At 73.8% G+C, this 25,831-nt stretch carries 28 protein-coding genes; 16 read left to right on the plus strand and 12 right to left on the minus strand.

Annotation, left to right across the window (positions count from 1 at the left end):
• The first annotated feature begins 119 nt into the window (after positions 1-119).
• Positions 120-317 carry a hypothetical protein gene (locus H505_RS0113895; RefSeq protein WP_157432990.1) on the plus strand — a complete coding sequence of 66 codons (198 nt, stop codon included), beginning with the start codon at positions 120-122 and terminating at the stop codon, positions 315-317.
• Between the two features lie 104 nt (positions 318-421).
• A complete protein-coding gene (locus tag H505_RS0113900; protein WP_026402485.1) occupies positions 422-811 on the plus strand; it encodes an SCO5389 family protein in 390 nt (129 codons plus the stop codon).
• Positions 812-869: 58 nt separating this feature from the next.
• On the opposite strand, the gene H505_RS0113905 is transcribed toward H505_RS0113900, so the two are convergent.
• Positions 870-1,844, minus strand: coding sequence for an LLM class flavin-dependent oxidoreductase (locus H505_RS0113905; RefSeq protein ID WP_026402486.1), 975 nt, complete (start codon positions 1,842-1,844; stop codon positions 870-872).
• 55 nt (positions 1,845-1,899) lie between these two features.
• Between H505_RS0113905 and H505_RS0113910 the strand changes: the two genes are divergently transcribed.
• The 4 genes from H505_RS0113910 to H505_RS41740 all read left to right on the plus strand — a co-directional run bounded on the left by H505_RS0113910 (position 1,900) and on the right by H505_RS41740 (position 5,460).
• Positions 1,900-3,471: a 3-hydroxyacyl-CoA dehydrogenase family protein gene (locus H505_RS0113910; RefSeq protein ID WP_026402487.1), complete on the plus strand. Its 1,572-nt coding sequence runs from the start codon at positions 1,900-1,902 to the stop codon at positions 3,469-3,471.
• A gap of 22 nt (positions 3,472-3,493) precedes the next feature.
• On the plus strand, positions 3,494-3,811 hold the full coding sequence (locus H505_RS0113915; RefSeq protein WP_026402488.1) for a hypothetical protein: 318 nt from the start codon (positions 3,494-3,496) through the stop codon (positions 3,809-3,811).
• Between the two features lie 13 nt (positions 3,812-3,824).
• Complete coding sequence (locus tag H505_RS0113920) at positions 3,825-4,547, plus strand: alpha/beta hydrolase (protein ID WP_026402489.1); 723 nt, start codon at positions 3,825-3,827, stop codon at positions 4,545-4,547.
• A gap of 91 nt (positions 4,548-4,638) precedes the next feature.
• The gene (locus H505_RS41740) at positions 4,639-5,460 is read left to right on the plus strand and encodes an alpha/beta fold hydrolase (RefSeq protein WP_051300647.1); all 822 of its coding nucleotides are present in this window, start codon (positions 4,639-4,641) and stop codon (positions 5,458-5,460) included.
• Here the strand turns inward: H505_RS41740 and H505_RS51620 are convergent.
• From H505_RS51620 to mce, 3 genes are all read right to left on the minus strand, one after another.
• A complete protein-coding gene (locus H505_RS51620) occupies positions 5,420-7,120 on the minus strand; it encodes an AI-2E family transporter (RefSeq protein ID WP_026402490.1) in 1,701 nt (566 codons plus the stop codon). The two genes, H505_RS41740 and H505_RS51620, sit on opposite strands and share 41 nt — an antisense overlap.
• A 131-nt stretch (positions 7,121-7,251) precedes the next feature.
• Positions 7,252-8,574 carry a DivIVA domain-containing protein gene (locus tag H505_RS0113935; protein ID WP_026402491.1) on the minus strand — a complete coding sequence of 441 codons (1,323 nt, stop codon included), beginning with the start codon at positions 8,572-8,574 and terminating at the stop codon, positions 7,252-7,254.
• Between the two features lie 339 nt (positions 8,575-8,913).
• Entirely contained in the window at positions 8,914-9,336 is a 423-nt protein-coding gene (gene mce / locus H505_RS0113940) for a methylmalonyl-CoA epimerase (protein WP_026402492.1), read from the minus strand.
• Positions 9,337-9,419: 83 nt separating this feature from the next.
• On the opposite strand from mce, the gene H505_RS0113945 reads away from it, so the two are divergent.
• Positions 9,420-10,610 (plus strand): acetyl-CoA C-acetyltransferase, encoded by a 1,191-nt coding sequence (locus H505_RS0113945; protein ID WP_026402493.1) that lies wholly within the window; start codon positions 9,420-9,422, stop codon positions 10,608-10,610.
• 37 nt (positions 10,611-10,647) lie between these two features.
• On the opposite strand, the gene H505_RS0113950 is transcribed toward H505_RS0113945, so the two are convergent.
• Positions 10,648-11,268 carry a DUF4230 domain-containing protein gene (locus H505_RS0113950; RefSeq protein WP_051300648.1) on the minus strand — a complete coding sequence of 207 codons (621 nt, stop codon included), beginning with the start codon at positions 11,266-11,268 and terminating at the stop codon, positions 10,648-10,650.
• A 185-nt stretch (positions 11,269-11,453) separates the two neighbouring features.
• Here H505_RS0113950 and H505_RS0113955 point away from each other — a divergent pair, with 185 nt between their 5' ends.
• Positions 11,454-11,765, plus strand: coding sequence for a DUF3817 domain-containing protein (locus H505_RS0113955; RefSeq protein WP_026402495.1), 312 nt, complete (start codon positions 11,454-11,456; stop codon positions 11,763-11,765).
• On the opposite strand, the gene H505_RS41745 is transcribed toward H505_RS0113955, so the two are convergent.
• The 3 genes from H505_RS41745 to H505_RS0113970 all read right to left on the minus strand — a co-directional run bounded on the left by H505_RS41745 (position 11,762) and on the right by H505_RS0113970 (position 14,876).
• Positions 11,762-13,171 carry a hypothetical protein gene (locus H505_RS41745; protein ID WP_084550222.1) on the minus strand — a complete coding sequence of 470 codons (1,410 nt, stop codon included), beginning with the start codon at positions 13,169-13,171 and terminating at the stop codon, positions 11,762-11,764. The two genes, H505_RS0113955 and H505_RS41745, sit on opposite strands and share 4 nt — an antisense overlap.
• Positions 13,164-14,090 carry an ATP-binding cassette domain-containing protein gene (locus H505_RS47640; protein ID WP_233617770.1) on the minus strand — a complete coding sequence of 309 codons (927 nt, stop codon included), beginning with the start codon at positions 14,088-14,090 and terminating at the stop codon, positions 13,164-13,166. The genes H505_RS41745 and H505_RS47640 overlap by 8 nt, the downstream gene beginning before the upstream one ends.
• A gap of 375 nt (positions 14,091-14,465) precedes the next feature.
• Entirely contained in the window at positions 14,466-14,876 is a 411-nt protein-coding gene (locus H505_RS0113970) for a MerR family transcriptional regulator (RefSeq protein ID WP_026402496.1), read from the minus strand.
• A 50-nt stretch (positions 14,877-14,926) separates the two neighbouring features.
• Between H505_RS0113970 and H505_RS0113975 the strand changes: the two genes are divergently transcribed.
• The 5 genes from H505_RS0113975 (at position 14,927) to H505_RS0113995 (ending at position 19,599) form a co-directional block, all read left to right on the plus strand.
• Positions 14,927-15,853: an NAD(P)-dependent oxidoreductase gene (locus tag H505_RS0113975; protein WP_034517845.1), complete on the plus strand. Its 927-nt coding sequence runs from the start codon at positions 14,927-14,929 to the stop codon at positions 15,851-15,853.
• Between the two features lie 10 nt (positions 15,854-15,863).
• On the plus strand, positions 15,864-16,298 hold the full coding sequence (locus H505_RS0113980; protein ID WP_026402498.1) for a PPOX class F420-dependent oxidoreductase: 435 nt from the start codon (positions 15,864-15,866) through the stop codon (positions 16,296-16,298).
• A 111-nt stretch (positions 16,299-16,409) separates the two neighbouring features.
• The gene (locus tag H505_RS0113985) at positions 16,410-17,351 is read left to right on the plus strand and encodes a tetratricopeptide repeat protein (RefSeq protein WP_026402499.1); all 942 of its coding nucleotides are present in this window, start codon (positions 16,410-16,412) and stop codon (positions 17,349-17,351) included.
• A gap of 87 nt (positions 17,352-17,438) precedes the next feature.
• Positions 17,439-18,098: a cytidylate kinase-like family protein gene (locus H505_RS0113990; protein ID WP_026402500.1), complete on the plus strand. Its 660-nt coding sequence runs from the start codon at positions 17,439-17,441 to the stop codon at positions 18,096-18,098.
• Between the two features lie 97 nt (positions 18,099-18,195).
• Complete coding sequence (locus tag H505_RS0113995; RefSeq protein ID WP_026402501.1) at positions 18,196-19,599, plus strand: NAD-dependent malic enzyme; 1,404 nt, start codon at positions 18,196-18,198, stop codon at positions 19,597-19,599.
• Between the two features lie 3 nt (positions 19,600-19,602).
• Here H505_RS0113995 and H505_RS0114000 read toward each other — a convergent pair whose 3' ends face one another.
• Positions 19,603-20,226, minus strand: coding sequence for a hypothetical protein (locus H505_RS0114000; RefSeq protein ID WP_026402502.1), 624 nt, complete (start codon positions 20,224-20,226; stop codon positions 19,603-19,605).
• Between the two features lie 163 nt (positions 20,227-20,389).
• On the opposite strand from H505_RS0114000, the gene H505_RS0114005 reads away from it, so the two are divergent.
• The 3 genes from H505_RS0114005 (at position 20,390) to H505_RS0114015 (ending at position 23,188) form a co-directional block, all read left to right on the plus strand.
• Positions 20,390-20,965, plus strand: a complete 576-nt coding sequence (locus H505_RS0114005) for a YqgE/AlgH family protein (RefSeq protein WP_026402503.1) — start codon at positions 20,390-20,392, stop codon at positions 20,963-20,965.
• Between the two features lie 11 nt (positions 20,966-20,976).
• Positions 20,977-21,240 carry a DUF3039 domain-containing protein gene (locus H505_RS0114010; RefSeq protein WP_026402504.1) on the plus strand — a complete coding sequence of 88 codons (264 nt, stop codon included), beginning with the start codon at positions 20,977-20,979 and terminating at the stop codon, positions 21,238-21,240.
• A 208-nt stretch (positions 21,241-21,448) separates the two neighbouring features.
• The gene (locus H505_RS0114015) at positions 21,449-23,188 is read left to right on the plus strand and encodes a DEAD/DEAH box helicase (RefSeq protein ID WP_051300659.1); all 1,740 of its coding nucleotides are present in this window, start codon (positions 21,449-21,451) and stop codon (positions 23,186-23,188) included.
• Positions 23,189-23,191: 3 nt separating this feature from the next.
• Here the strand turns inward: H505_RS0114015 and H505_RS0114020 are convergent, their stop codons facing one another.
• The 3 genes from H505_RS0114020 to H505_RS0114030 all read right to left on the minus strand — a co-directional run bounded on the left by H505_RS0114020 (position 23,192) and on the right by H505_RS0114030 (position 25,752).
• Positions 23,192-23,713: a gluconokinase gene (locus H505_RS0114020; protein WP_026402506.1), complete on the minus strand. Its 522-nt coding sequence runs from the start codon at positions 23,711-23,713 to the stop codon at positions 23,192-23,194.
• A gap of 3 nt (positions 23,714-23,716) precedes the next feature.
• The gene (locus H505_RS0114025) at positions 23,717-24,298 is read right to left on the minus strand and encodes an isochorismatase family protein (RefSeq protein ID WP_026402507.1); all 582 of its coding nucleotides are present in this window, start codon (positions 24,296-24,298) and stop codon (positions 23,717-23,719) included.
• A 92-nt stretch (positions 24,299-24,390) separates the two neighbouring features.
• A complete protein-coding gene (locus H505_RS0114030) occupies positions 24,391-25,752 on the minus strand; it encodes a nicotinate phosphoribosyltransferase (RefSeq protein WP_051300651.1) in 1,362 nt (453 codons plus the stop codon).
• Between the last annotated feature and the right edge of the window lie 79 nt (positions 25,753-25,831).

Below are 25,831 nucleotides of genomic sequence, written 5' to 3' on the forward strand. Positions count from 1 at the left end.
CGGCTAAGGCGTCCGGTGGTGCGGAAGTAAGGCGTCGTGCCGATGCGGGGGCGGGCGCCTTAGGACGAACCTTTTGGATGTCGGGCCGGACACGCGGCCCGGCGGACGGAGGGAACGTCGTGTACCACAACGACATCATGTACGCGCTCATGCGGGAGCGGGCGCGGGACATGCGGGCCGAGGGCGACGCCGCCCGCGCCGGACGGGCGGCGCGCCGGGCCCGCGAGTACTGGGCGGACCGGATGCCGGTCCCCGGCCGGATCCGCAGGCCGCGCGCCGCCGCGCCCCGCCGCGGCGGCGCGGCGCCCGCGCGCTGATCGTCCGGCACGCGCAAGTCAGGGCCGCTGTCAAGCCTGGAAATTGCCGGAACGCGTGATTAGCGTCGAGCACCGGTGTCATCCGTCTGCGAAAGGACCCCAGAATGTCCCTTGACGTGACCCCGGAACTCCTCGAGACGGCCCGGCGCGGCGAGGTCGACGACGCCGCGTTCGTCGAATGCATCAGGACGTCCCTCCCGTACGCGTGGGAGATGGTCAGCGGCCTGGTGGCGCGGCTCCAGGTCGACGGCGGCGACTTCGCCGACAACCTGACGCCGCCGCCGGACGAGCAGGCGCGCGGCCAGCTGCTGCGCGTCCTCGCCAGCGACGCCATGCGCGGCGCCCTGGAGCGCTACTACGGCGTGAAACTCGCGTTCCAGAACTGCCACCGCGTCGCCGTGTTCCCCGCGGACGGCGACCCGGCGGCGCTCGCCGCGTTCGTCACCGCGCGCGAGCAGATCCTCAACCAGTCGCCGGAACTGCGCGACTGCTGAGGCCGCGGCCCCGCCGCGGCGGCCCCGCCCGACCCGCGTCGGGCGGGGCCGTCCGCGCTCAGCGGAGGCGGGGGAGGACCTCGGCGCCGAGGCGCGCGATGTTCTCCAGCGTCGCGCGGTGCGAGCCGGCGGCCTCGACGAGCAGGACGACGTGGTCGATGCCGGTGCGCTCCGCGGTGGCGGCGAGCGCCGCCGCGCAGTCGTCCGGGGACCCCACCGGGTGCAGGTCGCACATGCGGCGCGTGTAGCCCACCGGGTCGCGGGACGGGCGCGGACGATCGTCCACCGGGACGTACCCGTCCAGACCGGGCCCGAGCCACGGCGGCATCCCGTCGAGCAGCAGCCCCACCGCCTCGTCCCGCGTGTCCGCGACCTGCGCGAGGTGCACCGAGACGTGCGGGACGTCCGGGACGCCGTGGCGCTCGACCGCCGCGGCCTTCTCCGCGTCGCCCACGTGCATGCCCAGCAGCATCGGCAGCCCGCGGGACGCCGCCAGCCGCTCGGTCTCGCGCGACGTGCAAGCCACCGCCACCGGCGGCGGGGCGAGCGCGCGCGGGACGACCGGCACCTCGCGGAACCGGAAGTGCTCGCCGTCCCACGCCACCCGCTCCGAGCGGAGCCACTCCAGCAGGAGATCGAGCGACTCGGCGAAGCCGCCCTCGTAGCGGGGGAGCCCGGTCCCGAACACCTCCAGGTCCCGCCACGGGCCGCCGCGCCCGACACCGAGCCGGAACCGGCCGCCCGACACCAGCGACAGCAGCGCCGCCTGCTCCGCGAGCGCCACCGGGTGCTGCGTGGACAGCACGCTCACGGCCGTCCCCACATGGATCCGCCGCGTCACCCCCAGCAGATGCCCGGCCATGACCGTCGCGGACGGCACGACCCCGTACGTCATGAAATGGTGCTCGGCCAGCCACACGTCGTCGAAGCCGGCCCGTTCCGCGGCGACGGCCGCGTCGACCGTCCGGGCCAGGGCGGCGGCGTCGTCCTGGCCGGGGAAGCGGGCGGCGAGAAGGAAGATTCCGAAGCGCACGTCCCGGTCGTACCCGGCATCGGCCCCGGCGGAGCCCTCTGCCAGACTGCGAACCATGACGAGTGGTTCGTTCAGCAAGGTCGGGGTCGTCGGACTGGGCACCATGGGCGCGGGCATCGCCGAGGTGCTGGCCCGCGGCGGCCTCGCGGTCGTCGGCATCGAGATCAACGCGGACGCGCTGGCGCGCGGGCGCGGGCACCTGGAGTCCTCGACCGGACGCGCGGTCAAGCGCGGCCGGCTGACCGAGGACGCGCAGCGCGAGATCCTCGACCGGATCGCGCTGTCCACCGACTTCGCCGACCTCGGCGACTGCGACCTCGTCATCGAGGCCGTCCCCGAGCGGCTCGACCTCAAGCGGACCGTGTTCGCCGAACTCGACCGCGTGTGCCGCGCCGACGCCGTCCTCGCCACCAACACCTCGTCCCTGTCGGTCACCGACATCGCCGTCACCACCGGACGCCCCGACAAGATCGTCGGCGTGCACTTCTTCAACCCCGCGCCGGTGATGAAGCTGGTCGAGGTCATCCGCACCGTCCGCACCGAGCCGCAGGCCGCCGAGCGCGTCGCGGCGCTCGTCCAGAGCCTCGGCAAGACGCCCGTCAGCATCGGCGACCGCGCCGGGTTCGTCGCGAACCGCCTCCTGTTCGGCTACCTCAACCAGGCGGCCGGCATGCTCGAGTCCGGGCACGCCACCCGCGACGACATCGACACCGCGATGACCGCCGGCGCCGGGCTGCCGATGGGCCCGTTCACCCTCATGGACCTCATCGGCCTCGACACCTGCCTCGAGGTCCTCGAGGCGATCTACGCCGAGTCCCGCGACCGCCGCCACGCCCCCTCCCCGCTGCTGCGCGAACTCGTCACCGCCGGGCTGCTCGGCCGCAAGACCGGCCGCGGCTTCTACGACCACGCGAACCCCGCCGCCCCCGCCGCGGACGCCCCCGCGGCCGCCGCACCCGTCGTCGGCGTCCTCGGCACCGGCCCGCTCGCCGACGCCGTCGCCGCCCGCGCCGACCGCGCGGGCGCGCAGGTCCGCACGTCCGCCGACGGGCTCGCCGACTGCGACCTCGTCGTCGAGGCCGCGCAGGACGCCGAGACCGGACGCGCCCTCCTCGCCGAAGCGACCGCGAACCTCAAGGACGGCACCGTCCTCGCCGTCACCTCCGCCGCCGGGCAGGCCGTCGAGCACGCCGTCGCGTCCGGACGCCCCGGCGACGTCGTCGGGCTCCGCCTCCCCGAACCCGACGGCGACCTCGCCGAGATCGCCGCGACCGTCGCGACCGCCCCCGGCACCGCCGACCGCGCCGCCGCGCTCCTCGCCGCCCTCGGCCTCACCACCGTCCGCTGCCGCGACCGCGCCGGATTCATCGTCGACGCGCTCCGCTTCCCCTACCTCAACGACGCCGCCGCCATGCTCGGCGCCGGATACGCCGACCCCGACGCGATCGACGCCGCCATGACGCTCGGCTGCGGCTACCCCACCGGCCCCATCGCCGACCTCGACCGGCTCGGCCTCGACCGCGCCGTCGGCGCCCTGCGCGCCCTGCACGCCGAAACGCGCGAACCCGCCCTCGCCCCGACCCCCCTGCTCGTCGAGCACGTCACCGCCGGGCGTCCGCTCCGCTGACACCCGGCCCTACCCTGGAAGCATGAGCCCCCGCAAGAACCGCCGCTCCGCCCCCGGACCCGCGCCGCGGGGCGGCGGCGGCATGTGGGCTCAGGACACCGAGGACGGGCCGGACGGCACCTGGATCGTCCGCAACGTCGCCGGGACGAACGCGGCCAAACCGTACCGCTGCCCCGGCTGCGACCAGGAGATCCCGCCCGGCGTCGGGCACGTCGTCGCCTGGCCCGCCGACGAGCGCGGCGGCGCCGACGACCGGCGGCACTGGCACCGCCCCTGCTGGCGGGCCCGCACCCGCCGCTCGCCCCGCGTCCAGCGGAGCCGCAACGCCCCGCGCCACTGACCGAAGGAGACCGATGGCGGAGATCCGGGCCGCGACCGTCCTGCCGGCGCGCCGCGAGGACATCACCCTGCACACCTCCGACGGGCTCGAACTCGTCGGCGAACTCGCGCTGCCCCCCGAGAACCCCCCGGCGGCCACCCTCGTCTGCCTGCACCCGCTGCCCACCGCCGAAGGCATGATGGACAGCCACGTCCTGCGCAAGGCGTCCTACCGGCTGCCCGCGCTCGCCGACCTCGCCGTCCTGCGGTTCAACACCCGCGGCACCGCCTCGGCGCGCGGCACCAGCCAGGGCGAGTTCGGCGAGGGCCAGACCGAGCGGTTCGACGTCGCCGCCGCCCTCGAGTACACCGAGTACCACGACCTGCCCCGCCCCTGGCTGCTCGGCTGGTCGTTCGGCACCGAACTCGCGCTCAAGTGGGGCCGCGACCCGCTCGTCGAGGGCGCGATCCTGCTGTCGCCCCCGCTGCACCGCGCGACCGACGCCGACCTCGACGCGTGGGGCGCCGACGGACGCCCCGTCCTCGCGCTCGTCCCCGAGTTCGACGACTACCTCCGGCCCGACGAGGCCCGCGAACGGTTCAAGCGCGTCCCGCAGGCAGAGGTCGTCGGCGTCGACAAGGCCAAGCACCTGTGGGTCGGCGAACCCTACGTGCGCACCGTGCTCAACGAGATCGTCCGCCGCGTCGCGCCCGCCGCCCACCCGCTGCCCACCGAATGGGACGGCCCCGCCGCGTAATCGCGAGCGGCCGATGACGGCCAGACCTGATCATCTCGGGCGCGATGCGGGTACCCATTACCGGGAACCCGACCCGAGGTGAGGAACCCGCATGACCGTGCAGCTCTACGCCAGAGACGTCGGTTCCGGCACGCCGCTGGTCCTGCTGCACGCCTTCCCCCTCTCGTCCGCGATGTGGCTCGAGCAGCGGCAGGGCCTCGCCGGACGGTTCCGCGTCATCACCCCCGACCTGCGCGGCTTCGGCGGGTCTCTGCTCGGCACCGGCGAACCGTCCATCGACGCGATGGCCGACGACGTCGCCCGCATGTTCCGCGCCCAGGGCGTCCGCCGCGCCGTCGTCGGCGGCCTGTCCATGGGCGGCTACGTCGCCATGGCGCTCTGCCGCCGCCACCCCGACCTCGTCCTCGGGCTCGTCCTCGCCGCCACCCGCGCGTCCGCCGACACCGACGCCGTCCGCGCGAACCGGCTCCGGCAGGCCGAGGCCCTCGACGGCGGCGGCGTCCAGGTGCTCATCGACGAGGTGCTCCCCGGCCTCGTTGGCCCCACCACCATGCGGCAGCGCGCCCTCGTCTACGGGCGCGTCCGCGGGCTCGTCCAGGCCACCCCGGCGCGCGCCGCCGCCTGGGCGCAGCGCGCCATGGCCGCCCGCCCCGACTCCTTCGCCACCCTCCGCGAGCTGCGCGTCCCCACCCTCGTCATGGTCGGCGACGAGGACGCCCTCGCCACCGAGACCGACGCCCGCGCCATGGCCGACGCCGCCCCCGACTCCGAACTCCTCGTCATTCCCCGCGCCGGGCACCTGTGCGCCGTCGAGCAGCCCGACCTGTTCAACCAGGCCGTCGCCGAGTTCACCGCCGCCCTCGCCCGGACGGCTAAAGGGTCTCCTGACGGGGCAGGACGACCTCGCGGATGAGCAGCGACACCGCCGCGGCCGTCGGGATCGCCAGCAGCGCCCCCACCACCCCGAGCAGCGCCGCCCCCACCAGCGCCGCCACGATCGTCACCGCCGGCTGGACGTCCACCGTCCGCTTCATCACCCGCGGATAGATCAGGTAGTTCTCCACCTGCTGGTACGCGACGTAGAAGACCACGCAGGCGATCACGTCCGTCAGCGACCCCGTCAGGAACGCGATCAGGCACACGACCACCGCGCCGATCGTCGCGCCCACCAGCGGGATCAGCGCCGTCACCGCCACGATCAGCGACAGCGCCAGCGCGTACTTCACCCCCACGATCGACAGGAAGACGTACGACGCCGCGCCCGCGATGAACCCGATCATGAACTGGCCCGCGACGTACCCGCCGATCCGGTCCAGAATCTCGTCGCCGAGCAGCGCCACGCGCGCGCGCCGCGTCCGCGGGGCGAGCTTGTAGAAGAACGTCTTGATCTGCGGCAGCGACCCCAGGAAGTACAGCGTCAGGATCAGAATGGTCACGGTCTGGACCACACCGTTTATGGCGACCCGGCCGATTCCCGTGGCCGCGTCCGTGACCTGCTTCTGGAAGTCCTCGCCGTTCACGAACGTCTCGGCCCGCTCCAGCAGCCCGTACCGCTTGTCCCATTCGACGAGCTGGTCGTTGTTCTGGAGTTGCTCGACGAACTGCGGAATGCTCTCCCGGAGTTCGTTGACCTGCTCGGTCACCGGCTGCACCAGCGACGCGACGAAGCCCGCGAAGAACAGCAGGACCCCGAAGAACACCGCCCCGACCGCCAGCCCCCGGGGGAGCCCGATCCGCCTCAGCCGCTCCACCGCCGGGTTCAGCCCGATCGCGAGGAACAGCGCCACGACGATCATCACGATCGTCGACCGCGCGCTCGTCGCCGCCTGCACCAGCATCCACGCCGTGATCACGCCGAGGGCCGCGGTGAACCCGAACACGAACGGGTGGTGCCGGCCGAGCGGCTGCCCCGGCCGCCCGAACGGGAACCGCTGGTCGACCCCCGCCTCCCGCCGCCGCTGCTCGACGTCCATCGCGGGGTCGGGCGTCACCTGCACCGGCGCGCCCTGCTCCGCGGCGAGCGCCCCGCCCGCCTTCGCGAGCCCCGCCGCCGGCTCCGCGGGCTCCGCCGCCGGCTCCCCGTCCCCGGGTGGGGGCGGGGACGGGGACGGCGGGGCGTCCAGGACGTCCGTGTCCTGCGGCCGCGTCTCCGTGGGCCCGCTCTGCGCGGCGCCTTCCTTGCCGTCCGTGTCAGGCTTTCCACCATCGCCGGATGCGGGGGCGTCGTCGTCGGTCGGGTCGGTTGAGGCGGACGCCTCGGTGTCTGCGCCCGCGTCGGCCGAGGCAGGCGCCTCGCCGGTGGAGGGCTCGGCGGGGGAGGGTTCGGCGTCAGTTGCGTCCCCGTCCCCGTCCCCGTCCGTGGCGGACGAGTCGGGGACGGTCGTGGCCTGCTCGTTCACCGTGGCGGGTTCGCCGGTCGTCCCGGCGTCGTCCTGCTCGGTGTCCGGCTCGTCCCGCGCGGGTGTTCCGGCGGTCGTCCCGGCGGTGTCGTCGGGGGGCGGAGTGGGGGCGGGGACCTGGGCGGGGCCGGGCGGCGCGGCGGAACCGTCCTCGCGGGGGGTCTCGTCGGGCACGCCGGTCTCCTCTGTCTCCTGCCGCGATCGGCTTCGAGTGGTGCTCGTGATGTAGACGACGGAAAGCCTAGAGGCGTTCACTCCGCCTCTAGGCTTTCCGTCGGTGACGCGCGGGTGAACGCGTCAGGAGGTCACTCCTGCCACCAGTCCTCGTCGTCCTCGTCGGACTTCTTGGCTTCGGCGGGCTTGGCCGGGGCGGCCTTCGCCGCGGCCGGCTTCGGGGCCGGCTTGGGCGCGGGCGGCTCCTCCTTGGGCTCGGCCGCGGGGATGGCGGGCTTCTCCGGCGGCGCGGCGATCTCGTCGGCGCCCATGCCCGGGGAGACGCCGCCGATGAGCTGGCGGAGCTGGTTGAGGTGGCTGGTGATGCTGTCGCGCTGGCGGGTGAGCTCGTCGACCTGGCGCTGCGCGTTGGTGCGGACGCGGTCGGCTTCGGCCTTGGTCTCGGCGAGCAGCTGCTCGGCCTGGGCCTTGGCCTCGGCGATGACGTTGTCGCTGTTCTTGCGGGCGTTCGCGACGAGCTGCTTCGCGTGCGAGTCGGCCTCGCGGCGGGTCTGCTCGGCCTGCTGGGTGGCCTTGGCGGCGCGCTGCTCGGCGGACGCGGCGCGCTGCTCGGCCTCGGCGACGAGCTTCTGCGTCGCGGCCTGGGCGGCGGCGTGGCGCTCGGCGTCCTGGCGGTCGGCCTCCTCGCGGCGGGCGGCGAGCTGGATCTCGAACTCGGCCTCGGCCTGGGCGCGCTGGGCCTCGCTCTCCTCGAGGATGCGCTGCGCCTGGGCGCGCATCTCGTCGGCCTGCCGCTTGGCGGTGGTGAGGATCTCGTCGCGCTCGCGCTTGGTGGACGCGCGCAGCTGCGCGACCTCGCGCTCGGTGGTGGTGCGGAGCTTGGCGATCTCCCGCTCGGCGGCGGCGCGCTTCTCGGCGACCTCGTGGTCGGCGGTGGCGCGGAGCTTGGCGACCTCGCGCTCGGTGGTGGAGGTCAGCTCGTCGGCCTCGCGGCGGGCGGACGTGCGCACCTCCTCGGCCTCGCGCTCGGCCGCGTTGCGCATGTCGTCGCCCTCGCGCTGGGCGGTGGCGCGCAGCTCGGCGGCGTCGTTCTCGGCGGTGGCGCGCAGCTCGGCGGCGTCGACCTTGGCGGCGGCCTTGATCTCGTTGGCCTCGGAACGCGCCGCCTGGACGAGCTCGGTGGCCTGCTCCTCGGCGAGCCGGAGCAGCTGCTCGATGCGGGCGCCCAGGCCGGAGTAGGTGGGGCGCTCCTGCTCCTGCAGCTGGCGGTGCGCGTCGGACAGCTCCCGCTGCATGGCCTGGGTCGACTCGCGGGTCTGCCGGACCTCGCTTTCGAGCTGTTTGATGTGCTCGTCGACTTGGTGCCGGTCGTAGCCGCGGAGCACCACGTCGAACTCGCGTGGGGGCGTTTCTTCGAAGAAGTTGGTGAGCTGGGCGTCGATGTCGGACTGCATGTGGCTCAATCCTGATGTGACGGGGCTACGGGTGGTTCCGGGGACCGGTTGATCGCCTGGCGGGAACGGCGCAGCGCCCCAGACCTCTTCCGGCGAATGAAGCCTACTCCGGACACTGCCGTGTTGGGGGCTCATCTTGACGCGCTGCGTGTTTTGTCCCGTTTTGGCATGTCGCTCCGTGAAGTCGCGGCTGCCCAGGTACGGGCCCCACAAATGCACCAGACGCGACCGAATGGTCACAGAGCGGCAGTCTGTACCCCGTTCCCCGTCCCGGTGTCCCGAATGCGTCACGATCCGGTCACGGTGCGGCGCCGCTCCGTGACCGGTCGTCCGCCGCCGTCAGCGCTTCTGCACCAGCTCGGTCAGGACGCCGTGGCAGTCCTTCGGGTGCAGGAAGTTGATCAGCGAGCCCATCGAGCCCTGACGCGGCTCGTCGTACAGGACCCGGACGCCCTTCGCGCCGATGTTCGCGGCCTCCTCGGACACCGTGCCGTCGGTGCCGAACGCGATGTGGTGCACCCCCTCGCCGTTCTTGGCGAGCCACTTGGCGACGGCCGAGTCGTCGCGGATCGGCTGGATCAGCTGGAGGTAGCTGGCGGCGCCGTCGCCCGTCTCGTTGATCTTGAGCATGGCCTCCCGGACGCCCTGCTCCTCGTTCACCTCGAAATGCACGTCGGAGAAGCCGTAGGCGGACTTGTAGAACTCGACGGTTGCCTCGAGGTCGTGGCAGGCGATGCCGATGTGGTCGATGCGGGTCAGCATGGGCGGGTCTCCCTCGAAGGCGTGCCGATACTCCTGGGTATGGTGGCAAACGTCGGCGCAGCACCACTCTGGAGGGCCCCCTCATGACCGCCACATCCGTGATCGTCGCCGGAGCGCGCACGCCCATCGGCCGCCTGATGGGCTCGCTCAAGGACTTCTCCGCGGCCGACCTCGGCGCGCACGCGATCCGGGCGGCGCTGGAGCGGGCCGGGGTGTCCGGCGACCAGGTCCAGTACGTGATCCTCGGGCAGGTGCTGCAGGCGGGCGCGGGGCAGATCCCGTCGCGGCAGGCGGCGGTGAAGGCCGGCATCCCGATGAACGTCCCGTCGATCACCATCAACAAGGTGTGCCTGTCCGGCCTGGACGCCATCGCGCTCGCCGACCAGCTCATCCGCGCCGGCGAGTTCGACATCGTCGTCGCCGGCGGCATGGAGTCGATGACGCGGGCCCCGCACCTGCTGCCGAAGTCGCGCGGCGGCTACAAGTACGGCTCGGTCGAGATGCTCGACCACATGGCCTACGACGCGCTCACCGACGCGTTCGACGGCATCCCCATGGGCGAGTCGACCGAGCGGCACAACGCGAAGCTCGACATCTCCCGCGAGGAGCAGGACGAGTTCTCCGCGCGGTCGCACCGGCGCGCCGCCGAGGCGATCAAGAACGGCGTGTTCGACGACGAGATCGCCCCCGTCGAGATCCCGCAGCGGCGCGGCGAGCCGATCGTGTTCGCCGCGGACGAGGGCGTGCGGGGCGACACCACCGTCGAGGGCCTCGCCAGGCTGCGTCCGGCGTTCAGCGCGGACGGGACGATCACCGCGGGCTCGTCCTCGCAGATCAGCGACGGCGCCGCGGCGGTCGTCGTGATGTCGAAGGCGAAGGCCGAGGAGCTCGGGCTGGAGTGGCTCGCCGAGATCGGCGCCCACGGCAACGTCGCGGGCCCGGACAACTCGCTCCAGTCGCAGCCCGCCAACGCGATCAAGCACGCGCTCGGCAAGGAGGGCCTGGACGTCGCCGACCTCGACCTCGTCGAGATCAACGAGGCGTTCGCGGCGGTCGGGATCCAGTCGATGCGCGACCTCGGCGTCGGCCCCGAGAAGGTCAACGTGAACGGCGGCGCGATCGCGCTCGGCCACCCGGTCGGCATGTCGGGCGCCCGCATCGCGCTGCACCTGGCCTACGAGCTGAAGCGCCGCGGCGGCGGCGTCGGCGCCGCCGGCCTCTGCGGCGGCGGCGGCCAGGGAGACGCGCTCGTCCTTCGCGTGCCCAAGGCGTGACGCGGGCCCCCGCGCCCGCCCGGGGCGGGCGCGGGGGTCACTGCGCGGGCTCGGTGAACTTCACCGACGCGAAGCCGAGGGCCTGCAGCATGTTCGTGAGCATCGACCTCGTGTTGGCGTCGGCGCGCTCCCGCAGGCCGCTCTCCGCGGCCGCGTCCTGGATCTTGCGGCTCGCCAGGACGTAGAGCTGCTGCTGGTCGTTCGGGTTGTCGCTGAAGAAGTCGCCGAACCGGTCGAACAGGCCGCGGTCGGTGGCGTGGACGTAGCTGTTCTCGGTGTCGAGGTTGGTCTTGTCCAACCGCGCGGGCGGCAGCGCGATCGTCGCGGCCGTCCGGTCCGCGTTCACCTTGATCGCGCCCTCGCCGAACTTCGAGAAGTCGACGTAGGCGTCCACGGTCCCGTTGCCGACGAACAGGGTGCGCTTCCCGCGCAGCGAACCCGGCAGGAACTTCGCGTCCTGCTCCAGGTCCACGATGACCTGGAAGGACCCGCTCGCGGCCTCGTAGCGCCGCAGGTCCTGGATCGACTTGACCAGGACGGGCCCGCTGCGGTCCTTCGTCTCCGTCTCGAACGGGTTCGCCCAGTCCGGCAGCCCCAGCCCGCGAAGGACTTGCAGGCCCGCCACCACGACCACGGCCGTCACGACGACCAGCAGCACCGGACCGCGCAGGAACCGGAGCGGGCGGAGGGATCGGGGGGCCGCGCTATTCGGTTTTTCGCTCGCCATACACCCGGCATGCCCCGCCGCGCCGCCCGTTCACGCCACTTGTTGCTGTCCGGGCGATGTGATCAGGGCCATACCCCGGGCTGAAACCTCCCGCGGGCGGCGGCCGTTGACCGGACGTGGACATTGTTCGTGCGTTCCGGGTCGTCTCCATCGCGGAGGCCGTCTCGTTCCTCCTGCTGCTGCTCGTGGCCATGCCGCTGAAGTACATGGCGGACATGCCCGCGGCGGTGTCGCTGGTGGGCGCGATCCACGGGGCCCTGTTCGTCGCCTACATCGGCGCGGCGGTCCTCGTGCGGCAGCAGCTCGGCTGGAACCTGACGCGGACCGTCCTCGCGATGGGCGCCGCGGTGCTGCCCGTCGCCCCGTTCTTCGTCGAACGCCACTGGACCAAGCCCGCGCCGGTCGCCGAACCGGCCGGCCGGGCTTAAGGCTCCTGCGCGGCCGCGCCGGGCTGGGGGTCCCGGCGCGGCCGTGCAGGGGAACCCTGCGCGCCGTTCCCCGCCTCGTGCGGAGAGCGGCGCGTCGCCGTTCCCGGACGGCCCGCCGCGCCCGCCCGGTCGTCCAGGCCCGGCGCGTGCGCCGCGCGGACGTCCGCCGCGGTGCGGAAGTCGTGGGGGCCGAGCGTGCACGTCCGGTAGTCCGCGAAGTGCCGCCCCAGCCACGCGCGGCGGCGGTCCTCGCTCCACGAGCCGAACAGCCGCGCCGTGCGCTCGTCCCCGATCGCGGGCGGCGCTTCGCCGACCAGCCACGCGTCCACCAGCGCGCCGTACCCGCGCGGCGCCGGGCACGTGCGCGCGTCGCGCAGGCCGTCCCGGATGCGCCGGACGGCCCGCTCCTCGAACCCCGGCGGCAGCGCGGCGTCCAGGTGGACGCCCGCGACGCCGTCGCGCACCCCGCCGGGCTCCCACCCGGGGCGCTGCTCCACGCGGGTGAACGCGCCGGGCGTCCCCTCCAGCCGCGCGGCGAGCGGCAGCACCGCGGACGTCAGCGCGGGCAGCGCTTCGCGCAGCGCCGGATGCACGCACACGGTCAGCGGCCACTCCCGGCACACCTGGTCGGTGCGGGCGGGCGCGACCGTCCCGCCCGCGGTGCCGTGCAGCCCGAGCGTCGCCGCCGCGGACGCCGCGAGCGCCACGGCGAGCGGGACGCCGACCAGCGCGCGGCGGGTCGCCCACAGCACGTACCCGAGGATCAGCGCGGCCGTCGCGCCCACCGCCCACACGACCTGGTCGGCGAGCACCTGCGGGCGCAGCGTGGTGAACAGCGCGACCTGGTTCAGCGCGGCCGGGGGCAGCAGGCTCCACCAGGACATCCCGGGCACCCGGAGCGCCGCCCACAGCCCGGTGGCGGCGAGGACGAGCGGCGCCGTCGCCCGGTGCGGCGCCACCCGTCCGGCCAGGTAGCCGGCCACCACGTGCAGGACGAGCGCGCCCGCGCCCGCCGCGAACCCGAGCGGGTGCGAGCGTCCGGTGCCGTCGTGCAGGAGGGTGACGGCGACGATCACGGCGGTGACCGCGCCGTACGAGACGAGCGCGGCGGCCGACAGCAGCAGCAGGTCGAACAGCACGCCGGTGGCGGGGGAGCGGGCGGTGAGGTTGCGCAGGTAGTCCATCGGGCGCTCCCGGACGGCCGTCCAGGCGGCGAGCGCGGCGGCGACCGGGCCGAGCAGCCGCACCGCGTTCACCAGGGCGACGACGGTGTTGTCCCGGTAGGCGTGCGGCGGGCACATCGACAGCGCCGCCGCGGCGGTCCCGACGGCGGTGAGCAGCGGCACCGCGACGAGCAGCGCCGTGCGGCGGGCGTCCAGCCGGAGCACCCGCCCGAGGTCAGACACCGGCGGTGCTCCGCACCGGCGTCCGGCGGGCCCGCGGCCGGACCGGCTGCTGCAGCGCGGGCAGCGGCGGCCGGCGGCCGAGGCGCCGGGGCCGGCCCGTCCAGGGCAATGCCGACCATGGACGGGCCGGCCACAGCCACCGGCGCGGCACCGGATCCTCGCCGCGCCGGTGCGCGCCGGGCACCGCGTCCCGCCCGCCGGCCGCGTCGGGCCATCGGCGGTCGGCGGCGGAGCGGCCCCGGCGGGTCGTGGCCGAACGGGTGGGCTGCTCGGTGAGCTTGCCGCGGGTCAGCGTGAACAGGCGGTCGCACCAGCCGGTGAGCGGGTCGCAGCCGTCCGCGGTGATCACCACGGTCGGGGCGAGGGCGCGCAGCACCGGGATCAGCTCGGCGATCGCGGCGGACGCGTCGCCGCCCGGCCCGGCCGCGCCGGTCGGCCAGGGCTCGGCGGCGGCGCACAGCTCGCCGAACGGCTCGTCGAGGAGCACCAGCTCGGGTTCGTGGACGCACGCCGCGGCGAGGCCGGCGCGCAGCCGGACGTCCGGCGGCAGCAGCGCGAGCTCGGTGCCGGCGGCCTCGGTGAGGTCGAGCCGCTTGACCATCGCGCGCGCGGCGGCGGTGCTCGTCCGCTTGAAGTAGGCGGCGTACTCGACGAACTCGCCCGCCGTCATGTTGCCCGTCCGGGAGAACCGGGACGGCAGGTAGCCGATCCGGGCCCGCGCGGCGCGCAACTCCGTACCGTTCGATATGTCCCTTCCGAGAACGTGCAGCGCACCGGCGTTCGGTCGGCGCAAGGTCGCGAACGTGGCCAGCAGAGTGGATTTACCGACACCAGGTGGACCGGCGAAGCCGACCACGCCTTCGGCAAGGCCGAAGGTCACCGGGCGCAGGAGCCACCGCCCCCCGCGGCGGACACCCATTCCTCGGGCCACGATCGCGGAATACTCCGCGATCACTGTTTCCCCCCGTTGTTCGCCATGCGCTCGCTGCGGCCGTGTCTGGCGCGCCGGTGGCCTCCCCCGTCACCACGCGGCGCGCGCCCGGCTCCCGGCACCGGCCGAACCGGTGTCCAGGGCGTCCGGAGCTCTTTTGCCGCGCCACGATGCATCGACATCGCGACTATAACCGGGCTTGGCGATGGCTGTCAGCAATCTTTTTGCCTTTACGGCGGGACCGCTGGAATCTTTGCCTCATAGCGTGACTGGAACGAAACAAGATATATGGACAATCGGCATATGCCCGCTAAAAGGCATTTCGCAAACGGGGTGCGGCTCCGCCCCGGATGACGCGAACGGTCACGCCACCGCCGCCTCCGGTCCGGCCGCGCCGCGGTCCCGGTAGGGCGACGTCGCCATGCGGCGCTCGGCCGAGTCGATCAGGTCGCTCAGCACCTGCCGGGACCGGACGACCGACTCGATGCACGCGTCGAGCTTGTGCAAGCGCCCGCGCAGCGCGTCCAGGAGTTCGGGACAGGGCTCGAACTCCGGGCCCGGGCCCTCCGCGCAGGGCAGCAGGTACGCGATCTCCTTCGTCGGCAGCCCCGCCTCCAGGAGCCTGCGGATCTGCGCGACGGTCACGACGGCGTCGGCCGCGTACTCGCGGTAGCCGTTCGCGCCCCGGTGGGCCTGCAGCAGCCCTTGGGACTCGTAATAGCGCAGCTGGTGCGCGTTGACCCCGGTCCGCCGGCTCAGCTCTCCGATCAGCATGGCGCTCGCCCCTTGACCTTCATATCAGTGTGAACGTTCAAGATTCTGCCATGACCGCTAACGCACCCCAAGACACGACATCGACCCACAACGACGGCGCCGCCCGCACCCCCGTGACCGTCCTCGGCCTCGGCCGGATGGGACGGGCGCTCGCCGAAGCGTTCCTGCGCGCCGGGCACCCCACCACCGTCTGGAACCGGACGGCCGCCAAGGCCGAACCGCTCGCCGCCCAGGGAGCGGTGATCGCCGCGACCCCCGCCGAGGCCGTCGCGGCCGCCCCGCTCGTGGTCGTCTGCGTCGCCGACCACGCGTCCGTCCGCGCGACCCTCGACGCGGCCGGCGCCGCCCTCGACGGCCGCACGGTCGCGAACCTGACGTCCGGATCGTCCGGCGAGGCCCGCGAGACCGCCGCGGCGGTCTCGCGGCACGGCGCGACCTACCTCGGCGGCGCCGTCATGGCCGTCCCCGAGACGGTCGGGACCGCCGCCGCCATGCTCGTCTTCAGCGGGCCCCGCGCGGACTACGACCGGCATGAACCGGTTTTGCGGAGCCTCGGCGCGGGAACGTCGCACCTCGGCGACGACCACGGCCTGGTGTCGCTGAACGAGATGGCCGTCCTGAGCGTCATGTGGAACCTGCTGAACGGATTCCTGCACGGTGCCGCACTACTCGGCGCGGCGGGCGTGGGCGCCGCCGCGTTCGCCCCGCTGGCGAAGGTGAGCGCCGAGACCGTCGCCGACTGGCTTCCCGCGTACGCGCAGCAGATCGACGACGGCGCCTACCCCGTCCTGGACGCCGCCATCGACCAGCAGCGCCACACGATGCGGGAGCTCGTCGGCGAGAGCGCCGCGCTCGGCGTCTCCACCGAGCTCCCCGCGCTCGTCCTGGCGCTGGCGGACCGGGCCTCGGCCGCCGGGCGCGGCGGCGACGGCTACGCCGCACTGATCGAGCAGTTCCGCAAGCCTTCGGAAGGGTAGGGACACCACCATGACCACCGCCACGCGGTTCGACCCGCGCGCCCTGCTCGCCGAGAGCCGGCTCGGGGTCCTCGCGACGATCAAGTCCGACGGGCTCCCGCAGCTCTCGCCCGTCATGCCGTACTACGACCGCGACGCCGGCGTCCTGTACGTGTCGATGACCGAGGGGCGGGCCAAGACCGCCAACCTGCGCCGCGACCCGCGCGCCGCGCTGGAGGTCACCTCGCCGGACGGCCGCGCGTGGGCCACCGCCGAGGGCCCGGTGACGCTCACCGGGCCCGGCACCGACCCGGACGGGCCGGAGGTCGACGCCCTCGTCGACTACTACCGGCGCGCCGCCGGGGAGCACCCCGACTGGGCCGAGTACCGGTCGGTCATGGTGTCCGACCGCAGGGTGCTCATGACCATGGCGGTCGACCGCGTGTACGGCGAACGGCTCGGCTGACGCCGGCCGGACGCCTCCTCGACCCGTCCCCGCACTCCGCTGGGAGCGTACGGGCGCACAGCCGGTGCGGGGATGGGGCAGGATGGAGCCATGTCTTCTCGGGACTTTTCGTTGCACGGGGCCATCGACCTGGGTGCCCGCCAGGCGGCCACCAGGAAGCAGCAAGAACGCCGGGCGCAGGCGCAGGCGGGCGGCGGCTCCGCGTCCGCGGGGGCGGCCGGCGGGCAGTACGTCCTCGACGTGACCGACGAGACGTTCAACACCGACGTCGTGGAACGCTCGCAGAGCGTGCCCGTCCTCGTCGACTTCTGGGCCGAATGGTGCGGGCCCTGCAAGCAGCTCGGGCCCATCCTGGAGAAGCTCGCCGCCGAGGCGGCCGGCACCTGGGTGCTCGCCAAGGTCGACGTCGACGCGAACCCGCAGCTCGCCGCGTACATGCAGCAGATGGGCGTCCAGGGCATCCCGTTCGTCGCCGCGGTCGTCGCCGGGCAGCTCCTGCCGTTCCTCAACGGCGCCGCGCCCGAGCCGCAGGTCCGGCAGGCCATCGACCAGCTCTTCGACGTGCTCCGCAAGGAGGGCCTCCTGCCCGACGCGCCCGCCGGCGAGCCGGGCGCGGAGCAGCCCGCCCAGCCGCAGATCGACCCCGGGCTCGCCGAGGCCGAAGCGGCCCTGCAGAGCGGCGACCTCGACGCGGCCAAAGCGGCGTTCGAGCGGCTGCTCGCGCAGAACCCGCGCGACCCGCAGGCCAAGCAGGGCCTCGGGCTCGTCGAGCTGAGCCTGCGCGTCCAGGCCCTCGGCGACCCGCAGCGCGCGCTGCAGGAGGGCCGGGCCAAGCCCGGCGACGTGCCCGCCCAGATCGGCGCGGCCGACGTCGAGATGATGTCGGGCCGGGTCGACGAGGCGTTCGCGCGGCTGATCGCGGCCGTCCGGGCCAGTGCCGGCGACGACCGCGACGCGGCGCGCAAGCACCTGCTGTCGCTGTTCGACCTGCTCCCGCCGGACGACCCGCGCGTGGGCAAGGCGCGCCGCTCGCTGCAGTCCGCCCTGTTCTGACCGGGACGTCCCCGCCCCGCCGGCACCGCCCCGCCGTTCCGGCGGCCGGGCACGGTGACGTCCGTCCGGAACGGGCATGAACCGTCCGTGACCGCCCGGACCGTGACCATCTCCGCCGCGTTCGGCGCGGCCGGCGCGCTCGTCGGCCCCGCCGTGGCGGAGCGCCTCCGCCTGCCGTTCGTCGACCGCGCGATTCCCGAGGTCGTCGCGAGCGAGATCGGCTGCACCCTCGAGGAGGCGCTCGCCCACGACGGGCGCGCCGAGAGCGGCCTCGGCCGCATCCTCGCCGGCGCCGCGCGGCTGCCCGGCGTGTCGCTGAGCGGCATGGACGTCCGGCCGCCGAACCGCGGCGCCGTCCCGCCCGAGGAGTTCACCGCGCGCACCGAGGAGGCGATCCGCCGCGCCGCCGAGGACGGCTGCGTCGTCCTCGGCCGCGCCGCCGCGCTCGTCCTCGCCGACCGGCCGGGCGCCCTGCACGTCCGGCTGGACGGGCCGCGCGAGCGCCGGATGGTCCGCGCGGCCGCCGAGATGCCCGCGAACTGGGACGCGAGTGGGGCGAGCGGGACGCCGTACCGCGAAGTGGAGCGTATGCTCGTGGACAACGACCGCGCCCGAACGGCCTACGTGAAGCACTTCTACGGGGCCGACCCCGCCGATCCGCGGCTCTACCACCTCGTGATCGACACCACGAGGCTGCCCGTACCCGCCGCCGTCGACCTCGTCGTCGCCGCGGCGGGGGCGATCTGAGCCCGCGGGGCCGTCCGGGCACGGCCCCCGGCGTGCCACGCCGACCGCGCGCACGTCCGGGACACGGACATACCCGGTTACAGAGGGAGCATCTGTCGTGGCGAGCGTGCCGAGCGTTTCGTACTCCATCACCGTCCGGCTGGAGGTCCCCGCCGGCGGCAGGGCCGTAAGCCAGATCACCCACGTGGTGGAGAACGCGGGCGGCATCGTCACCGCGCTCGACGTGAACACCGCCGGGCACGAGACGCTCCGCATCGACGTGACGATCGCCACCCGCGACACCCAGCACGCCGAGGCCATCGCCGCGGCGCTGGAGCAGCTCGACGCCATCAAGATCCACAAGGTCAGCGACCGCACGTTCCTGATGCACCTCGGCGGCAAGATCGAGATGTCGTCGAAGGTCCCGCTGCGCAACCGCGACGAACTCTCCATGGCCTACACGCCCGGCGTCGCCCGCGTCTCCCTCGCGATCGCCCGCAACCCCGAGGACGTCCGGCGGCTGACGATCAAACGCAACAGCGTCGCCGTCGTCACCGACGGCTCCGCCGTCCTCGGCCTCGGCAACATCGGCCCCGAAGCCGCCCTGCCCGTCATGGAGGGCAAGGCCGCGCTGTTCAAGCGGTTCGCCGGCATCGACGCCTGGCCGATCTGCCTCGACACGCAGGACACCGACGAGATCGTCCGGACCGTCCAGATCCTCGCCCCCGCGTTCGGCGGCATCAACCTCGAGGACATCTCCGCCCCCCGCTGCTTCGAGGTCGAGGCCCGCCTCCGCGAACTCCTCGACATCCCCGTCTTCCACGACGACCAGCACGGCACCGCGATCTGCGTGCTCGCCGCCCTCACCAACGCGCTCCGCGTCGTCGGCAAGGACCTGTCGTCCGTCCGCATCACGATGGCGGGCGCGGGCGCCGCGGGCAGCGCCATCCTCAAGCTGCTCATGCACGCGGGCGCCCGCGACCTGATCGTCTGCGACTACCGCGGCGCCGTCCACGCGGGCCGCGACGACCTCGACGACTCGCTCCGCTGGATCGCCGAGCACACGAACACCGCCGGCTACGCGGGCGACCTGCGCGGCGCCGTCAAGGAGGCCGACGTCTTCATCGGCGTCTCGGCCCCCGGCATCCTCACCGGCGACGACATCGCCACCATGAACGACGACGCGATCGTCTTCGCCCTCGCCAACCCCGAGCCCGAGGTCTCGCCGGACGAGGCACGCGAGCACGCCGCCGTCGTCGCCACCGGCCGCAGCGACTACCCGAACCAGATCAACAACGTCCTCGCGTTCCCCGGCGTGTTCCGCGGCCTCCTCGACGCCCAGGCGGACGTCGTCACCCTCGACATGCTCGCCGCGGCCGCCGCCGCGCTCGCCGAAGTGGTCACCCCGGAGGAGATCGGCCCGAACTACATCATCCCGAGCGTGTTTCACCCGGACGTGAGCTCCCGCGTCGCGGGCGCCGTCCGCGAGGCCGCCGGCGGCCGCCCCCGCACGGAGGCGTGACCGTCACTTCTGCAGCATCTTCTCCTTGCGGCGGGGCCACACGCCCCCGTACCAGAAGATGACCCCGCCGGTGACCAGGGCGGCGAGGGCGGTGGCGCCGCGCGCCCACAGCACCCCGTCGTCCTGGCCGGTGTAGGGCAGCTCGGACGGCCCGTCGCCCGGCGCCCCCGCACCGGCGCAGTTCGCCTCGACGGTCTCGGACGCGACCCGCTCGTTCGCCCACGCGACCTGCACCCGCGTACGCCGGTCCTCCCGCACCTCGACGTCCACCGTGCGCGACTCGCCGCCGCCCAGCCGCCCGGGGATCGCGGCCGTGTCGTCGTTCTTCTCGATGCTGAAGTCCGCGGGCCGCGACCCGGTGTTCCGGACGCGCACCGGGACCGTCCGCCCCGGGCACGACACCGACCCGATCTCCGCCGTCAGCGCCGCCTTGCCCGACGCCGACGGCGCGGGCGACTCGCGCGGCGACTCCGAACCGGACCCGGACGCCGACGGGGACGGCGAGGTCGTCCCGTTCGACGCGGGCGTCGCCGCCCTGGAGTCGTCCCCTCCCAGCAGCGGGGGGATGGCGATGAACGCCGCGAGGGCGAAGAACACGGCGGCGATGACGACCCTGGGCAACTGCATCGCTGTCCTCCCCGGGCCCGCGGGCGCGGGCGTCCGATGGTCCGAGAGATCATTCTCAACCTGTGCTGTTGTGCTGCCGATATCCCCGTCGATAGGTGTACGTACCAAGGTAACGAGAAGGGGGGCGTGCCGCCGAGGGTCGGCGCAACGCATGATGGAACCCATGGAAGACGGCATCAGGGTGGGGCTACTGCTCGTCGCGACCCCTCAGCTGGAGGATCCCAACTTCAAGCGCAGCGTGGTCCTGCTGGTCGAGCACGACATGGACGGGGGGACGCTCGGCGTCGTCCTCAACCGGCCGACCGAGGTTCCGGTCGACCGGGTGCTCCCGCCGTGGGCCGAACTCGTCACCGGGCCGTCCGTGGTGTTCCAGGGCGGGCCCGTGGCGCTCGACAACGCGCTCGCCCTGGCCCGCCTTCCCGGCGAGGACGAACCGCTCGGCTGGCGCGCTCTGGAGGGCGGCGCCGAGGTGTCCCGGGTCGGCCTCGTCGACCTGGAGGCGCCGCCCGGGCTGCTGGCGGCCGAACTGCTCCAGTTCCGGGTGTTCGCGGGCTACGCCGGGTGGTCCGCGGGGCAGCTGCGCACGGAGATCGAGGAGGGGGCGTGGTACCTGGTGCCCGCCGAGGCGGGCGACGTGTTCGCCCCCGACCCCGACCGCCTCTGGTCCGACGTCCTCCGCCGCCAGGGCGGCGACCTGGCGTTCGTCTCGACGTACCCTGAGGACCCGACGCTGAATTAAGGTGTGATGACGTGAGCACGAAGATCCTTCCCGATGGCGACACCCGGACGGACGTACGGCCGGATCTGTCGCACGGTGACGGCGACCACGAGCGGTTCGCCCACTACGTGAAGAAAGCGAAGATCACCGAGAGCGCGGTGAGCGGCACGCCGGTGATCGCGCTCTGCGGCAAGGTGTGGGTGCCGAACCGCGACCCGAAGAAGTACCCCGTGTGCCCGGAGTGCAAGGAGATCTACGAGTCCATGCAGTCGGGCGGCGACAAGAACGACGGCTGAGTCCGCCGATGCGGGACGGCGCGGCGCCCCGGGGTGCCGGCCGTCGTTTTCGCGTGCCGTCGTGAAGGGGCGGACACGCCCGGGATGCGGCGCGGGCGTGTCGGCTGGTCGCGGTGTGGATCGCGGCACAGGTTGGGCTCGGAGGGCACGATCTGTCGGTCCCGGTATGTAGCCTGCTATGACCGTGAGCACCTTCGCCGCACCGAGCATGCCCCCCGCGTTCCCCGAACGGGCCGCCTGGGGGACGGCGTCGTCCCTGCGCGCCTGGCAGCAGCAGGCGCTCGAGGCGTACTTCGGGACGGACGGGCAGCAGCCGGGCCCGCGCGACTTCCTCGCCGTCGCGACGCCCGGCGCGGGCAAGACGACGTTCGCGCTGCGGCTCGCGCGGGAGCTGATGGAGCGGCGGGCCGTCGCGGCGGTGACGGTCGTGTGCCCGACCGAGCACCTGAAGCGGCAGTGGGCCGAGTCGGCGGCGCGCGTGGGGATCAAGCTCGACCCCGAGTGGCAGAACAGCAGCGGCCCCGTCGGCAAGGACTTCCACGGCGTCGCGGTGACGTACGCGACGGTGGCGGCGCGGCCGGCGCTGCACCGGAACCGGACGGAGTCCCGCAAGACGCTCGTGATCTTCGACGAGGTGCACCACGCGGGGGACGGCCTGTCCTGGGGCGACGCGGTCCGGGAGGCGTTCGAGCCGGCGGCGCGGCGGCTGTCGCTGTCGGGCACGCCGTTCCGGACCGACATCAACCCGATCCCGTTCGTGGAGTACGAGGAGGGGCCGGACGGCGTCCGGCGGAGCCGCGCGGACTACACGTACGGGTACGGGCCCGCGCTGGCCGACGGCGTCGTGCGTCCGGTGATCTTCCTGGCGTACGCGGGGGAGATGCGGTGGCGGACGCGGGCGGGCGACGAGATCACCGCGACGCTCGGCGAGCCCCTGACGCAGGACCAGACGTCGCAGGCGTGGCGGGCGGCGCTCGACCCGAAGGGCGACTGGATCCGGCAGGTGATCGCGGCGGCGGACCGGCGGCTGACCGAGCTGCGGCGGGTGATCCCGGACGCGGGCGGGCTGGTGATCGCGACCGATCACGAGACCGCGCGGGCCTACGCGAAGATGCTGCGCGCGGTGACGGGCGAGGGCGCGACGATCGTCCTGTCGGACGACCCGTCGGCGTCGAAGAAGATCAAGCAGTTCAGCGACACCGAGGACCGGTGGATGGTCGCGGTCCGGATGGTGTCGGAGGGCGTCGACATCCCGCGGCTGTGCGTGGGCGTGTACGCGACGTCGACGAGCACGCCGCTGTTCTTCGCGCAGGCGATCGGGCGTTTCGTCCGGGCGCGCAAGCGGGGCGAGACGGCGTCGGTGTTCCTGCCGTCGGTGCCGACGCTGATGGGGCACGCGGCGGAGCTGGAGGAGGAGCGCGACCACGTGCTCGACCGTCCGGTCCGCGAGGACGGCCTGGACGACGACCTGATCGCCGAGGCGAACAAGCGGCAGGACACCCCCGACGTGGGGGAGGAGCTGCCGTTCGAGACGGTCGAGGCGTCCGCGACGTTCGACCGGGTGCTGTACGACGGCGGCGAGTTCGGCATGCACGCGACGCCGGGGTCGGCCGAGGAGGAGGAGTACCTCGGCATTCCGGGGCTGCTGGAGCCCGACCAGGTGTCGGCGCTGCTGCGCAAGCGGCAGGCGGAGCAGCTCGCGGGGTCGCGGAAGAAGACGGGTGATCCGCGCGCCGACCGGACCGCCGCCGAGGACATCGCGGCCCTGCGGCGGGAGCTGAACGGCCTGGTCAACGCGTGGAACCACCGGACGGGCCAGCCGCAGGGCGTGATCCACAACGAGTTGCGGCGGCAGTGCGGCGGCCCGGCGGTGCCGCAGGCGAGCGCGTCGGAGATCCGGGCGCGGATCACGAAGATCCGCGAGTGGGCGGCGCGCCGCCGGGGCTGAGGGTCAGCGGCCGACGGCGGCGCGGATGCGGTCGACGATCGCTTCGGGCGTGTCGTCGGCGGGGACGGTGAGGACGTCCTCGCCGGGGCCGGGGCGCTCGTAGTCGGCGAACTGGCTGTCGAGCAGGTCGGCTTTGAAGAAGTGGCCCTTGCGTTCGCGCATGCGTGCGGCGATCGTGTCGCGGTCGCCGTCCAGGAGGACGAGCCGGACGCGGTCGGCGCGGCCTTCGAGGAGGATGTCGCGGTAGGCGCGCTTGAGGGCGGAGCAGGTGACGACGCCCGGTTCGCCCGTGCGGATGCGCCCGTCCATCCAGGTGCCGATGGCGCGCAGCCACGGCATGCGGTCGGCGTCGGTGAGGGGGACGCCGGAGCGCATTTTGGCGATGTTCTCGGGGGAGTGGAAGTCGTCGGCCTCGGCGTAGTCCCAGCCGAGGCGTTCGGCGAGGAGCGTGCCGACGGTCGTCTTGCCGCTGCCGGACACGCCGCCGACCACAATGATCTCGGGAGGCTTCACGTCATTCGTCACGGTTCAGGATTTCACCACCGGGGTGCCGGAGAGCGCGACGCCCTCCCGCGCGAGTTCGTCGAGGGCGCGGTCGGTGGTCGCGCGGGCGACCCCGGCCGTGAGGTCGAGCAGGACGGTCGTGCGGAGGCCGCCGCGGGCGGCGTCGACGGCGGTGGCGCGGACGCAGTGGTCGGTGGCGATGCCGACGATGTCGACGGTGTCGACGCCGTGGGCGGTGAGCCAGTCGGCGAGCGGGACGTCGTCGTCGGTGGCGCCTTCGAAGCCGCTGTAGGCGGCCGTCTCGCGGCCCTTGCTGAACACGGCCTCGATGTCGGCGAGCGCGAGGTTGTCGTGGAAGTCGGCGCCGGGGGTGCCGATGACGCAGTGCGGCGGCCAGGTGTCGACGTAGTCGGGTTCGGCGGAGAAGTGCCCGCCCGGGTCGAGGTGGAAGTCGCGGGTGGCGACGATGTGCGCGTAGTCGGGGCGGTTGGCCGAGACGTGCCCGGAGATGGCCGTGGCGACGTCCGCGCCGCCGGCGACGGCCAGCGAGCCGCCCTCGCAGAAGTCGTTCTGCACGTCCACGATGATCAGAGCCTTCTTGCCCATGACCGCTCCCGTCGTCGTTCCGCGGGGCTCCACCCCGGCGTGTCCCCCACCTTGGACGCTATCCCAGTCCGGGGCGCGGAGGAACCTGCCGGTCAGGGGCGCGCGGCGTCGTCGACGAACTCGGTGGGCAGCGCGGGCTCGCCGCGGGACAGCTGGAGGGCCGTCGGGGGCAGCTCGCCGACGGCGCGGGCGTGCCGGTCGCGGGCGTCCCGCAGCGGCTCGCGCCCGACGATCTCGCCGTCCCGGACGAGCGGGACCTGGAGCACGCGGTCGCGGGGGCCGTGCGCGGGCTCCCCGGTGGTGACCGTCTCGGCGTAGGCGGTGCCGTGCGGGTCGACGCGCCGGACGGCGGCCTTGCGCCCGCCGCGGCTGGGCTTGCCGGTCGACCGCTTGGCGACCGGGCGCATCGGCGCGCCGGGGCCGGGCGCGTCGGCGCGGGCGACGAGCTTGTAGACGAGGGAGGCGGTGGGCGCGCCGGACCCGGTGACGAGGGACGTGCCGACGCCGTAGCCGTCGACGGGCGCGGCGGCGAGGGCGGCGATGCCGTACTCGTCGAGGTCGCCGGTGACGACGATGCGGGTGTCGCGGGCGCCGAGGGAGTCGAGCTGGTCGCGGACGCGGCGGGCCATGACCGCGAGGTCGCCGGAGTCGATGCGGACGGCGCCGAGCGCGGGTCCGGCGAGTTCGACGGCGGTGCGGACGGCGCGTTCGACGTCGTAGGTGTCGATCAGAAGCGTCGTGGATTCGCCATGGGAAGCGAGCTGCGCTTCGAACGCGTGGCGTTCGCTGTCGTGCAGGAGCGTGAACGAGTGCGCGCTCGTCCCCGCCGTGGGCACACCGTAAAGCCGTCCGGCCTCGAGGTTCGATGTGGTGGCGAACCCCGCGACGTAGGCTGCGCGCGCCGACGCCACGGCCGCGCGTTCGTGTGCGCGCCGCGAGCCCATCTCGATGAGGGGACGGCCCTGCGCGGCCTGCACCATGCGGGACGCGGCGGACGCGATGGCGCAGTCGTGGTTGAGGATCGACAGCACGACGGTCTCGAGCAGGACGGCCTCGGCGAACGTGCCCTCGACCCGCAGGATCGGCGATCCCGGGAAGTAGCAGTCGCCTTCGGGGTAGCCCCAGACGTCTCCGGTGAAGCGGTACTTCTCCAGCCATTGCGCCGTGGGCTCGTCGACGACGCCGTTCGAGGCGAGCCAGTCCAGTTCGTCCGTCCCGAAGCGGAACGCCTCGATCGCGTCGAGGAGGCGCCCGGTCCCGCCGACGACGCCGTACCGGCGCCCGGCCGGGAGGCTGCGCGCGAACACCTCGAACACGGCGGGCCGGTCGGCCGTTCCGCTGCGCAGCGCCGCCTGCAGCATGGTGAGCTCGTACCGGTCGGTCAGCAGCGCGGTGCCGCCCGTTCCTTCACCTGTGTCCACAGGTGGCAGCCTAAGCCCCGGTGCGGGCACCATGGACCTGGAGGCCGGTGCACCTAGCATCGGATGCGAGGGCGGACCGATCTCGCGGGCGAGAGGGGGAGACGCAGGCCAT

This window comes from Actinomadura rifamycini DSM 43936, from assembly GCF_000425065.1.
GTDB classification, from domain to species: Bacteria; Actinomycetota; Actinomycetes; order Streptosporangiales; family Streptosporangiaceae; genus Spirillospora; species Spirillospora rifamycini.

Excerpts from the sequence above, each read along its gene's own strand:
- H505_RS0113900 (WP_026402485.1), top strand. The coding sequence starts at position 422 with ATGTCCCTTGACGTGACCCCGGAACTCCTCGAGACGGCCCGGCGCGGC.
- H505_RS0113910 (WP_026402487.1), top strand. The coding sequence starts at position 1,900 with ATGACGAGTGGTTCGTTCAGCAAGGTCGGGGTCGTCGGACTGGGCACC.
- H505_RS0113915 (WP_026402488.1), top strand. The coding sequence starts at position 3,494 with ATGAGCCCCCGCAAGAACCGCCGCTCCGCCCCCGGACCCGCGCCGCGG.
- H505_RS0113920 (WP_026402489.1), top strand. The coding sequence starts at position 3,825 with ATGGCGGAGATCCGGGCCGCGACCGTCCTGCCGGCGCGCCGCGAGGAC.
- H505_RS41740 (WP_051300647.1), top strand. The coding sequence starts at position 4,639 with ATGACCGTGCAGCTCTACGCCAGAGACGTCGGTTCCGGCACGCCGCTG.
- H505_RS0113935 (WP_026402491.1), bottom strand. The coding sequence starts at position 8,574 with ATGCAGTCCGACATCGACGCCCAGCTCACCAACTTCTTCGAAGAAACG.
- mce (WP_026402492.1), bottom strand. The coding sequence starts at position 9,336 with ATGCTGACCCGCATCGACCACATCGGCATCGCCTGCCACGACCTCGAG.
- H505_RS0113945 (WP_026402493.1), top strand. The coding sequence starts at position 9,420 with ATGACCGCCACATCCGTGATCGTCGCCGGAGCGCGCACGCCCATCGGC.
- H505_RS47640 (WP_233617770.1), bottom strand. The coding sequence starts at position 14,090 with ATGGGTGTCCGCCGCGGGGGGCGGTGGCTCCTGCGCCCGGTGACCTTC.
- H505_RS0113970 (WP_026402496.1), bottom strand. The coding sequence starts at position 14,876 with ATGCTGATCGGAGAGCTGAGCCGGCGGACCGGGGTCAACGCGCACCAG.
- H505_RS0113975 (WP_034517845.1), top strand. The coding sequence starts at position 14,927 with ATGACCGCTAACGCACCCCAAGACACGACATCGACCCACAACGACGGC.
- H505_RS0113980 (WP_026402498.1), top strand. The coding sequence starts at position 15,864 with ATGACCACCGCCACGCGGTTCGACCCGCGCGCCCTGCTCGCCGAGAGC.
- H505_RS0114000 (WP_026402502.1), bottom strand. The coding sequence starts at position 20,226 with ATGCAGTTGCCCAGGGTCGTCATCGCCGCCGTGTTCTTCGCCCTCGCG.
- H505_RS0114005 (WP_026402503.1), top strand. The coding sequence starts at position 20,390 with ATGGAAGACGGCATCAGGGTGGGGCTACTGCTCGTCGCGACCCCTCAG.
- H505_RS0114015 (WP_051300659.1), top strand. The coding sequence starts at position 21,449 with ATGCCCCCCGCGTTCCCCGAACGGGCCGCCTGGGGGACGGCGTCGTCC.
- H505_RS0114025 (WP_026402507.1), bottom strand. The coding sequence starts at position 24,298 with ATGGGCAAGAAGGCTCTGATCATCGTGGACGTGCAGAACGACTTCTGC.
- H505_RS0114030 (WP_051300651.1), bottom strand. The coding sequence starts at position 25,752 with ATGGTGCCCGCACCGGGGCTTAGGCTGCCACCTGTGGACACAGGTGAA.